Annotated in this window: 9 protein-coding genes; 8 read left to right on the top strand and 1 reads right to left on the bottom strand. The window is 30.1% G+C overall.

Going from position 1 to position 12,407, the window contains the following annotated elements; genetic code table 11:
* Positions 1–27 precede the first annotated feature (27 nt).
* The 4 genes from BO51_RS02290 to argS all read left to right on the top strand — a co-directional run bounded on the left by BO51_RS02290 (position 28) and on the right by argS (position 7,128).
* Entirely contained in the window at positions 28–570 is a 543-nt protein-coding gene (locus tag BO51_RS02290) for a cell division protein ZapA (protein ID WP_496483577.1), read from the top strand.
* Between the two features lie 25 nt (positions 571–595).
* Positions 596–2,962: a U32 family peptidase gene (locus BO51_RS02285; RefSeq protein WP_496483575.1), complete on the top strand. Its 2,367-nt coding sequence runs from the start codon at positions 596–598 to the stop codon at positions 2,960–2,962.
* Between the two features lie 11 nt (positions 2,963–2,973).
* Positions 2,974–5,355 (top strand): endonuclease MutS2, encoded by a 2,382-nt coding sequence (locus BO51_RS02280; protein WP_496483573.1) that lies wholly within the window; start codon positions 2,974–2,976, stop codon positions 5,353–5,355.
* 72 nt (positions 5,356–5,427) lie between these two features.
* Positions 5,428–7,128 carry an arginine--tRNA ligase gene (gene argS / locus BO51_RS02275; RefSeq protein ID WP_496483571.1) on the top strand — a complete coding sequence of 567 codons (1,701 nt, stop codon included), beginning with the start codon at positions 5,428–5,430 and terminating at the stop codon, positions 7,126–7,128.
* A 7-nt stretch (positions 7,129–7,135) separates the two neighbouring features.
* On the opposite strand, the gene BO51_RS02270 is transcribed toward argS, so the two are convergent.
* Positions 7,136–7,351: a hypothetical protein gene (locus BO51_RS02270; protein ID WP_496483569.1), complete on the bottom strand. Its 216-nt coding sequence runs from the start codon at positions 7,349–7,351 to the stop codon at positions 7,136–7,138.
* A 109-nt stretch (positions 7,352–7,460) separates the two neighbouring features.
* Here BO51_RS02270 and BO51_RS02265 point away from each other — a divergent pair, with 109 nt between their 5' ends.
* Genes BO51_RS02265 through BO51_RS02250 form a run of 4 tightly spaced genes read left to right on the top strand, consistent with a single transcriptional unit; the run spans position 7,461 to position 12,010 of the window.
* Positions 7,461–9,215: a B12-binding domain-containing radical SAM protein gene (locus tag BO51_RS02265; protein WP_496483567.1), complete on the top strand. Its 1,755-nt coding sequence runs from the start codon at positions 7,461–7,463 to the stop codon at positions 9,213–9,215.
* Positions 9,206–9,946: a hypothetical protein gene (locus BO51_RS02260; RefSeq protein WP_496483565.1), complete on the top strand. Its 741-nt coding sequence runs from the start codon at positions 9,206–9,208 to the stop codon at positions 9,944–9,946. The genes BO51_RS02265 and BO51_RS02260 overlap by 10 nt, the downstream gene beginning before the upstream one ends.
* A gap of 12 nt (positions 9,947–9,958) precedes the next feature.
* Positions 9,959–11,104 carry a tetratricopeptide repeat protein gene (locus BO51_RS02255; RefSeq protein ID WP_496483563.1) on the top strand — a complete coding sequence of 382 codons (1,146 nt, stop codon included), beginning with the start codon at positions 9,959–9,961 and terminating at the stop codon, positions 11,102–11,104.
* A 3-nt stretch (positions 11,105–11,107) separates the two neighbouring features.
* Positions 11,108–12,010 (top strand): bifunctional enoyl-CoA hydratase/phosphate acetyltransferase, encoded by a 903-nt coding sequence (locus tag BO51_RS02250; protein WP_496483561.1) that lies wholly within the window; start codon positions 11,108–11,110, stop codon positions 12,008–12,010.
* Positions 12,011–12,407 lie beyond the last annotated feature (397 nt).

Genomic DNA, 12,407 nt, shown 5'->3' with positions numbered 1-12,407 from the left:
TTTTAATAAAATTTTAGGGGGATAGTTATGACAAATTATAAAAAAATAAATGTATTAATTGATGGTCGTAACTTTACAATTGTTGGAGCAGAAGATGAAAGATATGTCAGAGAATTAGCAGAGTATGTTGATGTCAATATAAAAAAACTTTCTAATAGAAATGACAAGTTAAGTCCTGCTATGGCAGCGACATTAGCAGCTTTGAATATTTCTGATGAATTGTTTAATACAAAGAATGAGCTTAAAGATTTGCAAAAAAAGTCCAAAGAACCTCTAGAAAAATATGAAGGCTTAAAAAAAGAAATAGATGAATATAAAAAAACAATTGACGAACTCGAAAAAAGAAACCTCGAATATAAAGATGAAGTTATAAAGACAAAAATGAACATGGAAGAATTATACAGGTCAGTAAATTCTTTAAAAGAAGAGCTAGAAGGTAGGGATAGACAGATTCAAGAATTGCAAAAAGAAATTGAAGAATATAAAGAGAAAAACTTCAAAGCTCAAATTGAGTTAGTAGAGTTGAAGAAACAGTTAACTGAATTGCAAAGTTTGAGTAAGAAGAAGTGAGGAAAGTATTATGCAGGGAAACAACTTGGAATTACTAGCTCCAGCAGGGAGCTTAGAGGCTTTAAAAGCAGCTGTAAATAATGGTGCCGATGCAGTGTATATCGGGGGGAAAGCTTTTAGTGCACGCAGATATGCATCAAATTTTACTGAAGATGAAATAATACAAGCGGTTCAATTTGCACATTTAAGGGATAAAAAGATATATGTTACGGTGAACACACTAATCGATGAAAGGGAAATAATGGAAGCTCTTAATTTTATTAATTTTCTATACATAAATGGTGTGGATGCAGTGATAATTCAGGACATAGGTTTAGGAAAATTAATTGCTGAAAACTTTCCTTATTTTCCTATACATGCTAGTACACAAATGACCATAAACAACTTAGAAGGATGTAAATTTTTAGAAGAATTAGGCGTTGAAAGAGTAGTATTAGCTAGAGAAACTCCTTTAAGCGAGATTAAGCGGATAAGAGATAATTCCAGCATAGAATTAGAAGCATTTATTCACGGTGCACTTTGTTTTTCATATTCAGGACAATGCCTGATGAGTAGTTTAATAGGTGGAAGAAGTGGAAATAGAGGAGCGTGTGCACAACCTTGTAGAAAAAAATATTGCATCCATAACTCGGAAGGAATAGTTGAACAAGATGCAAAATATTTTTTAAGCACAAGAGATTTGAACACAATTGATCATATTGAGGAGTTAATAGAGGCTGGAGTTACATCATTTAAGATAGAAGGCAGGATGAAAAGACCTGAATATGTAGCTATTGTCGCTTCTATTTATAGAAAAGCATTGGACGGAGAAATAATTGATGACGACGATAGGCTGAATTTATATGAAATATTTAATAGAAAATTCACAAAAGGAATTATGTTGGGAGACTATGGCGCTGGTTTTATGGCTATAGATAGACCTAATAACAGAGGAGTAGTAATTGGCAAAGTGATTGAGACAAAAAATGGCAAGGCAAAAGTTAAATTATTCGATAAAATAAATGTTGGGGATGGGCTTGAGTTTTTAAATGCCAAAGGAGAAACAGTGGGATTAATATCTAAATTCCAAGGTGATGTGAATGATGTAATAGAGTATGATATAAAAAACATTAAGAATAATACTTCGGTAATTAGAACTTCAAATAAGAACCTAATTGAAAGCGCTGTTAAAAGCTATGAAGTAGATGCTAAATTTCCAGTTTCAATAACTGCAAAGTTTAAAAAAGGTGATAATGCAACATTAGAAATGACATATGGCAAACAAAGGGTTAAAACAAGTTCGAAATTAGCGGTTGAAAACTCAATAAGCAAACCATTGAATTATGAACTAGTTAGGACACAATTATCGAAATTAGGAAATACACCATTTTATTTAGAGAATCTTGAATGTGAAATAGACGAGGATGCATTTTTAGATATAAAATTGATCAATGAAATGAGAAGAGAAGCTGTTGAAAAAATGCTGAATGAAGTGGCTAATATAAAAGACAGGGAAAAAATATCTTTAAAAGATATTTCAATTGAATCAAAAGCACGCATTAAAAATAAATCAAAAAATGGATTAGAACTAAAAATAAGTTCACAAAGGCAATTTGATGCAATTGATTTATATAAAATAAACAGAATCATCTTTGGCTTTCAAGAAAACATAGAGGAAAATTTAACTAAAGCTAAAAAATACAATGTAGAAACTTTCGTTTCGACAGACGTAATATTATATGATGAAGAAATTGAAAATATCAATAAAGCAATAAAGAAATATTATGATTTATTAGATGGAGTCGCAGTATCAAATTTAGGAATGGTTTACAATGTTCTTAGAAATTTTGATAAAAAAATAATAGCTGATATAGGATTAAACGTTTTTAATTCTTATTCTGCAAATTTCTTGTTTGACAAAGGCATTGAAACCGCAGTGCTGTCACCAGAACTTAATTTACACCAGATAAAAAATATTACAAATAAAGCCAGAGGGGATTTAAGTTATGTAATTTATGGCTATTTACCTTCAATGGTAGCTAAAAACTGTCCATTCGCTTCAATTAAAGGATGCTTAGATGAAAAAAATTGTAGTAATTGTAAATATAGAAATGGCTATTACTTAAAAGATGAAAAAGGGTATAGCTTTCGTGTAGAAAAGAAGAATGGATACAGTGTCATTTATAATTCTATGCCTTTAATGATATTAGAAGAACTAGATGAGCTTAACAAAACTGGGATAGACTGGTTTAGACTGGATTTTACATTTGAGGAAAACATAGAAAGAATCGTTGATGTTTATTATGAATTTTTGAATGGGAAAATCACAAATAGAGAAGTAAGTGGTTTTTTAGAAGATTTCAAAAAGAAACAACAAATAACTAAAGGGCATATAAATAGAGGTATATTGTAGGGGTGGATCATTTGAATGAAAAGAGCTTGAGAGTACTAGAATACGAGAAAATAAAGGACAGGCTAAAAGAACAATGTACAACTTTTTTAGCTAAGAACTTAGTTGATAATTTATTTCCAAATACAGAAATAGTTAAAATTCAAAAAATGCTGGATGAAACTGAAGAAGCATATAAAATGATATTGAGAGCTGGTAGGCCGCCTTTGTCAGAAATTGAACAAGTTGATGATTATTTAAAAAGGTCATCGATTGGAGGGTTTATATCTCCATATGGGCTTATACAAATATCTATAGTATTAAAAGTATCGAGAGAGTTAAAGACGTATATTCTGTCACAAAAAGAAAATCTTCAGACTGAATTCAATATACTTGAAGAAATAGCAAATAAAACAGTAATATTAAAAAGCATTGAAGACATAATAGACAATGCAATTTTAAGCGAAGATGAAATATCGGATAATGCAAGTGGTAAACTTAGAGATATAAGAAGAAAAATTAGAGTAAAAAACGATAGCATAAAGGATAAACTTAACAGCATTCTTAATAGTCTCTCAAATAAGAAATATTTGCAAGACAATATTGTAACAATGAGAGATGGCAGATATGTAATACCTGTAAAAGCTGAAAACAAATCAAATGTAGCAGGAATCGTCCATGATGTTTCTTCTAGTGGAGCAACTACTTTTATTGAGCCTCTAGCTGTAGTAGAGCTAAATAATGAAATAAGGGAGTTGGAAATTGAGGAACAAAAAGAAATCGAGCGAATTCTCATGGAAATATCTCAATTTGTATCACAAAATGTGGAGTCAATTAAAACAAATCAACAGGCGATTGCACATTTAGATTTTATTTTTGCGAAAGCAAAATTGGCCATTGATTTAAATGCATCAAAACCAGAATTAAATAACAATGGATATTTGAATTTCAAAAAAGCTAGACATCCTTTATTGGAAGGCAACGTAGTTCCTATTGATATATATATAGGAGATGAATTTAACACTCTAGTCATTACAGGGCCTAATACAGGTGGGAAAACTGTAACTTTAAAAACTGTTGGATTGCTTACGTTAATGGGACAATCAGGGCTTTTCATACCAGCAAATGAAGGATCCAATTTGGCAGTATTTAATTATATTGCTGCAGATATTGGAGATGAACAGAGCATTGAACAAAGCTTATCAACTTTTTCATCTCATATGAAAAATATTATACAAATATTAAATGAAGTAAATGAAAACTCACTTGTTTTATTTGATGAACTTGGTGCAGGAACAGATCCTGTTGAAGGCGCTGCTTTAGCTATGGCTATATTAAATGAGTTAAGGAGTAAAGATATTAGAACAATTGCAACTACCCATTATAGCCAATTAAAGATATATGCGTTGACCACTGAAAAAGTAAAAAACGCTTCTATGGAATTTGATGTTGAGACTTTAAGCCCAACATACAAACTACTTATAGGACTACCAGGAAAATCAAATGCATTTGAGATTTCTAAAAGGCTTGGATTGCCTGATAATATTATTGAAAATGCAAAAGAGTTAATGTCAAAAGAAAATATAGAATTTGAAGAAGTTTTAAAATCAATTGACAGAGATAGAAAAATTATTGAATCTGATAAATTGGAGATTGAAAATCTGAAGTCAACTTTGAAAAAGCTAGAAAAAGAATTAGAATTAGAAAGAAAAAAGATGCTCGAGGAAAGAGAAAATATTCTCATCGAGGCTAAGCAAAGTGCTTTGAAAATCTTAGCCGATGCAAATAGACAAGCTGATGATGTAGTAAAGGAAATAAGAGAAATTTTCTTTGAATTAGATCGAGAAAAGCAAAATAAAATTAGAGAAGTGAAAAAAGATTTATCTGCAAGTATAAGCAACATCGAGCAACAAATAAACGAAGCAAATAAACAAGTACAACGAAACAAACCAATAAAAAAAATTAAAATTGGACAGACTGTTAAAGTAAATAATATTAACCAAACCGGTACTGTTTTAACTCTTCCTGATGAAAAGGGAAACTTAGATGTACAAGTTGGGATTATGAAAATTAGTGTAAATATATCAGAGTTATCAAGCACTGATGAAGATATAATAAGCGAACAAAAATTTCAAAAAAAACTAAACAAGAGAACTTTAACTAAATCTAAACATATAAAAAAAGAATTAGATTTAAGAGGATACGACATAGAAAATGCTATTATGGAAATAGATAAGTATTTAGATGATGCTTATCTGGCTGGGCTTGATGAAGTTTATATAATTCATGGGAAAGGTACAGGCGCACTTAGAGAAGGAGTAAGATCTTATTTAAACAGAAATAAACATGTTGAAAGCATTAGGTATGGAGAATTTAACGAAGGTGGAGACGGAGTTACAGTGGTAAAACTTAAATAATCATTGTAATTAGAGAAATATTGATATATATTGATATTATAACTTTAGTAAATATCACGAGGAGGGATTTATTTGATAGATTTTAAAGAAAATCTTGTTAGCTTGCTTAAACAGAATATAGATAGCTTAAGTAGTGAAGAAATTGATAAATTAATAGAAATACCACCATCTTATGATATGGGGGATTTTGCTTTTCCTGTATTTAAACTAGCAAAAGAGTATAAAAAGGCACCAAATATAATTGCAAAAGAATTAGAGGATAAATTATCTTATGATGATAATTTTGAAAGAATAGAAGCTGTCGGACCATATTTGAACTTTTTTATTAACAAAGAAAAGCTAGCTTCTGAAGTCATACGGGAAATAAAAGAGAAGAAAGAAAAATATGGGTCATCTAATTTAGGAGAAGGTAAAAAGGTTATAGTTGAATTTTCATCTCCTAATATTGCGAAACCATTCCATATAGGTCATATAAGATCAACTGTAATAGGGAATTCACTTTCAAAAATATATAAATTTCTGGGATTTGATGTAGTAACTATTAATCATTTAGGTGATTATGGCACACAATTTGGAATGCTTATATCTGCATATAAAAGATGGGGCGACAAAGATGTAATTGAGAAAGACCCAATAAGAGAATTGCTTAAATTGTATGTTAGATTCAACTCTGAAGCAGAAACCAATCCTGAATTAATGGATGAAGCAAGACAATGGTTTAAAAAACTTGAAGATAAAGATGAGGAAGCTTTGAATTTATGGCAATGGATTAGAGACATAAGTTTAAAAGAGTTTCATAAAGTATATGATCTTTTAAATATTAAATTTGACTCATATGCAGGCGAAAGCTTTTACTCTGATAAAATGCCCGCAGTTGTTGAAGAAATGAAATCAAAAGGGCTGCTGAAAGAATCAGAAGGGGCGTTAATAGTTGATTTAGAGCCTTATGGAATGCCACCTGCATTGATAATGAAAAAAGATGGATCCACATTATATACTACTAGGGATATTGCCGCAGCAATATATAGAAAAGAACACTATGATTTTTATAAGAACATATACGTAGTTGCATCACAGCAAAACCTGCATTTTAAAGCGTGGATAAAGATACTTGAACTTATGGGGTATGAATGGGCTAATGATTGCATACATGTTCCTTTTGGGATGGTAAGCCTAGAAGAAGGAACTTTATCAACTCGCAAGGGTAGAGTAGTATTTTTAGAAGACGTATTGAACACTGCTATAGAACGAACTAAAGAAATAATTGAAGAAAGAAATCCTAATCTTCCAAACAAAGAAGAAGTGGCTAAACAAGTGGGGATAGGAGCTGTTGTGTTCCAAGAACTGTTTAATCAAAGAATAAAAGATTATACTTTTAGCTGGGAAAGAACTTTAAGCTTTGAAGGTGAAACGGGTCCATATGTTCAATACACTCATGCGAGAGCAAATTCTTTGCTAGAGAAAGGCGGATATGATGAATCGTATGAAATATCATATATAGATCTAACGAAAGAAGAAGAAACTAATATAATTAGAAATATTTATGGATTCCCTGAAGTAGTTGTTGACGCAATGGAGAAAAACGAACCATATTTTATAACAAGACATATATTGGAACTAGCTAAATTATTTAATAAATATTATAATTCTACTTCGATTATCGTTGAAGATGAGAAGTTAAAGCAAACAAGATTATCGCTTGTTTATGCAGTAAAAACAGTCATAAAAACTGGATTGTCGTTACTTGGAATTGAAGCTCCTAATAAGATGTAGACCTTATCTAATTAGATAAGGTCTCTTCCATTAAATAATCTAAAAACTCTTGAGGGCTAGATTCTGATAATGTGGCTAATTGATTTAATATATGACTTCTTAGATTTAAAAAATCTTGTATATGAGTGCTTTCTCCAGTATATTTTAGTGCTTCAAGAATCAACAACATATCATCTTTGGAGATCTCTTGAATTGATATTTTGTCAAACTCAATTTGTTTCATTATTTGTCCCCTTTCATAATTTTATATTTATTATAATATATCTTTTATTGTAATTATTCAACAAAAGAATAGAATTTAATCGGTTATTAAAATATTATTGAGGTGCAATATGTCTATATTATTAACAACACTTAACTCAAAATTTATTCACACAAATCTCGCCATACGATATTTAAAGAAATATGTAGAAGACATTACTAAGATTGATATTATTGAATTCACGATTAATCAAACAACTGAAGAAATAGCAAGGAGAATATTTGTCTTGAATCCAGATATGGTTGGATTTTCTACATACATTTGGAATTTAGGAGAAACACTTGATGTTTGTGAAAGGCTAAAAATAGTAAACCCAAATATGAAAATATTATTAGGTGGTCCAGAAGTATCCTTCGATAGCAAACAATTGATGGAAAAAAATGCTTTTATTGACTATATCGTATGTGAAGAAGGGGAAGAAACATTTAAGGAGCTATTGCTAGGAATAAATCCATATAACATAGATGGATTGGTATTTAGAGACAATGGACACATTATTCAAAACAGAAAAAGAATGCCAATCGAGAATCTAGATTCTATTCCATCTCCTTATATAGGGTGCGAAGAAGATTTCTCTGGGAAAATAGTATACTACGAGGCTTCTAGAGGATGCCCTTTTAATTGTGATTTTTGCCTATCGTCAGGGCAAAAAGTTAGATATTTCTCTGTCAGTAGAGTTTTAGAAGATATTGATTATTTGGTTGGGAAAGATGTAAAACAAATAAAATTCGTAGATAGAACATTCAATGCTAATAAGAAATTTGCAAAGGAAATACTTGATCATATAATTCAGTTAAATCCAGATAATACAAATTTTCATTTTGAATTAACTGCAAGACTTCTTGATAAAAATCAAATAGAATATTTAAAGAGAGTAAAAGAAGGTTTGTTCCAATTTGAAATAGGAGTACAGTCTACTAACGAGAAAACATTAATGGAAATCAGCAGAAATGAAGATTACGAGAAGGTAAAAAAAGTTTCATTAATGATTAAGGAACTAGGAAATATTCACCAGCATTTAGATTTAATAATTGGATTGCCTTATGAAGACTATGACACTTTCTCAAAATCATTTGATGATTTATACTATATGTATCCTGACAAACTTCAGCTTGGGTTTCTAAAATTGTTAAAAGGGTCAAAACTAAGATTGGATCAGGAAAAACATGGATATGTTTACTTGGACAAGCCACCTTACGAGATAATGTACAATAACTACATATCATATTTTGATATAGTAAAGCTAAAATTTATAGAAGATGTTGTAGAAAAATATTATAATGAAGGTTATTTTAGAAATTCTATTGAATTTTTAATAAAAGTTAAATTTAATAGGCCATTTGAGTTTTTTGAAGATTTTTCTAAATATTTGTATTCTGTAGATTTTTTTAATGTATCTCATAGTAGAAAATCATTGTATTCTTATTTAAATGATTATTATAAGTATAAGAATTATGATGAGTACGAATTGCTGTTGGAAATAATGAAATATGATTACTTGTATTCAAAAGTGGACAATAATTTACCTGAATTTTTGCAATCAACAAAAATAAAACCCGACGAAATTCATTCTATATTAAAGGACACTAATGTTATTAGTAAAATGACATATCATAGTTCTGAGTTGCCAACTAAGGAGATCATAAAAGATGTAAGCATATGCAAGTTTAATTACGATATTTTAGAAATAATAAAAAATCCAAGAGAAGCATACAATCAAGACGAAAAAATTATTCTTTTCGAGTATAATAAAAAAGGAGCAATAAATAAAGCGAACGTTTTAGACATAACAAAAATATATGAGGAGATGTGCAGATGGAATTGATAAAGGATTTAATGAGTGTGAACAAACAAACTTTTAGTAAAACTATAAACTCAATTAAAAACCACTGGGAGGCACTTTTGATTGTAGTGGTTTATGCAATTATTAGTCAGATAATTACTTTATTTGTATCAAGAGTATTTAGCGGCGCCTTAAGCATTATTTCTGGTATATTGATGGCTATTATAGAAGCGGCAATTATTTCAAGCTTTTTGTTTGTATTGAATAATATTGTTCAGTACAATAGGTTTAGATGGAAGGACGTAGTTGAAGGATTAAATTACTATTTATGGAAAGTTTATGGAATTTTATTTATCTTTTTTATCGTAAACTTCATTTTATCATCAGTATTAAACATCATAGGGAGTCTAGGCTATGTGCTTAGTTTGATTTTCCAACTATTTATTGTAATCATACTTAACCCATTGCCTGAAACTATATATTTAAAGACTTATGATTCTAGAGATTCAATTCTATATTGCATAGAATTTATTAAAGAGAATTTTATAAATTGGTTCATCCCAAATTTGTTATTTGGTGTACTGTTGTTTTTTATATTTAAGGTTACCAACAAAACATTATTCACATTGAGTATTTCGCAACTTATGCCATTTATGCTAAGAATTCTTTTGTTTAGTGTGTGCCTATCGTTTGTTATGATTTATAGGGGACATTTATTCAAACTGTTAAGTACATCGACTAGAAGAAAAAGACAGTTTATGAATAAATTCTAGGAGGTAAAAACAATGAATGAAATAGACAATTTATTTCTTAAATATACTAAACAAGTTTCATTTATTCAACTAAAAGAAGGCAAAAGTATTGGAGTAACAGGACTAAACATAGACAGTAGCATACCTTTGCCAATAGTTACAGACAAGTTTATCGAGGATATAAAAAATGAAAAAATGTTAGATAGCATTCCATTGGAGAGAATAATTGAAGGAATGGTATATATAATAGGTGCAGATACTGAATTTAGATATAATAAATACTATATAGATTTTCTGAAATCAATATTGGAGATTTCTACTAAATATATATTCAAAGAAGGTTTATCACATTTTGAGAATAGATCGTATGAATTAAGTGCATTATATTTTAGAACTTTATCCATGATTTCACCAAATTATGATTATAAGTTTTATTACGCTTTATCTATAGAAGCGATCGGAAAAGAATTGATAGAAAAAGAGGAAATTGAGGAAGGAAATAAGTTTATAATAGAGTCTAAAAATATTTTAGAAAAAATAATAGAAGAAGATAATAACTATTATCCTGCATATTATAAATTGGGTTATTACTATAAACATTTCAATGAGTTTATCAAAGCTAAATTAACTTGGGAAAAAGCTCTTATATTAGATGTTGATGAAAATAGTAAAAATGAAATAAGATTCGAATTAGATAAGATAGAGAAAGACTATGCAATAGAATTAGCAAAATGGCAGATAGAGAATATGAACTATGGGCAAGCTATAGATGAATTACAAAAACTTGTTGGTAAAGGTAAAGATGACTTTTATGTAGATTATCTGTTGGGAATAGCTTATAGCGGATTTGGAGATTTAGAATTAGCTAAAAATTTTTTAATAGCAGCATTAGACAAAAACAAAGAATATTCAGACATTTACAATGAACTGGGCATATTGTATTTTAATGAAGGTGAGATAAAAAAAGCAATAGAAGTTTTTACAGAAGGTATAAAAATATCTGATGACGATTATAGACTCTATTTCAATAGGGGATTAGGATATTTAAACCTTGGGGAAATAATGAAAGGGTACAATGACATAAAATTAGCAAATGAACTTAATCCATCTGACGAGAATATACTTAATCAACTAGATGCTTTAGAGAATTTTGTTTCAAATAATAATGAGGAGGCTTAAAAATTGATAAAAACTATGGATGAGCTCTACAAGTTAAAAGGGAAATCTAAAAAGATGGCAGTTGTTGCGTGCCATGACCATGAAGTACTGGAAGCTGCTATAGAAAGCTATAATATGGGTCTTACTACGCCAATATTAATAGGGGACAAAGAAAAAACTCATGAGATATCAATAAGTAATGGTTTAGATATATCGGAATTTGAATTTATAGAAGAAAAAGATCTAAGTAAGGCGAGTGAAATTGGAGTAAAATTAGCACATAGTGGTGAAGCTGATTTTTTGATGAAAGGGCTAGTGGACACATCGATATTATTAAAAGCAGTATTGAATAAAAAATGGGGAATAAGAAAATTTGATTTATTAAGTCATGTAATGATTTACCAAGTAGATACCTATCATAAACTTTTGTTTCTAACAGATGGGGGTATGAATTTACAGCCAAATTTAGAAGAAAAAATAAATATTATAAACAATGCTGCAATAGTAGCGAGAGCGTTAGGCTTAGAGGAGATCAAAGTAGCCGTATTAGCAGCCAAAGAGAAAGTCGATCCAAAGATGCCAGCAACAATGGATGCAGCTAAATTAAAAGAAATCTATTTAGAAGGGAAATTTGACCAAGACATAATTGTAGATGGACCATTTGCATTGGATTTAGCAGTTTCAAAATCCGCATGTGATATAAAGGGTATAGAAAGCACAGTTGGAGGAGATGCTGATGTTTTATTAGTTCCAAATATTGAGATGGGGAATGGTATTGGAAAGGCAATAACTTATTTAGCAAAAGGTGAATCTGCCGGTATAATAGTAGGCGCAAAAGTGCCTATTGTACTTACATCAAGAGCTGATGATAACAGAACTAAGTTAAATTCAATTGCTTTAGGTAACGCAATCGCAATTAATGCCTAAATAAATATAAGTTTAAATAAATTTTGCATTTTTTTAAATCAAATATTATGTCAATAACCTGTGAAAATGTCACCTAAAAAATCATGATTTTATTCTATGAAAATGTCACCTTCGAGATATAATTTTGCTTTTTAAGTAACGAGTTAGAAATAACGACAAGAGAAAAATCATGAAAGTAAGATAAGATGGAAAAGTGAGTTTTTTCGCTAAGTTATAGTTAAGGCCGGGTGGGTGATAAAATTAGGGTAAAGCCTATGGAGCCACCCACCGGCATAAACAAAAGCGTGTTTGTAAGGTCGGCAGTCAAGTAGCTTTCGCGGCATAAGTAGCAAGGCTTTGCGGGTCAGGCCAACTTATTCCACGATCTACTTGACAGCCACTGTGGATATAGGGCCTT

It is taken from the genome of Soehngenia saccharolytica DSM 12858 (genome assembly GCF_059568515.1).
Note: the sequence above shows the minus strand (reverse complement) of the source record. Positions and strands in the feature narration are given on the sequence as shown.

What these genes read in the sequence shown, in the direction of transcription:
- BO51_RS02255 (WP_496483563.1), top strand. Translation starts at nt 9,959, where the DNA reads ATGAATGAAATAGACAATTTATTTCTTAAATATACTAAACAAGTTTCA.
- BO51_RS02260 (WP_496483565.1), top strand. Translation starts at nt 9,206, where the DNA reads ATGGAATTGATAAAGGATTTAATGAGTGTGAACAAACAAACTTTTAGT.
- BO51_RS02265 (WP_496483567.1), top strand. Translation starts at nt 7,461, where the DNA reads ATGTCTATATTATTAACAACACTTAACTCAAAATTTATTCACACAAAT.
- BO51_RS02270 (WP_496483569.1), bottom strand. Translation starts at nt 7,351, where the DNA reads ATGAAACAAATTGAGTTTGACAAAATATCAATTCAAGAGATCTCCAAA.
- BO51_RS02290 (WP_496483577.1), top strand. Translation starts at nt 28, where the DNA reads ATGACAAATTATAAAAAAATAAATGTATTAATTGATGGTCGTAACTTT.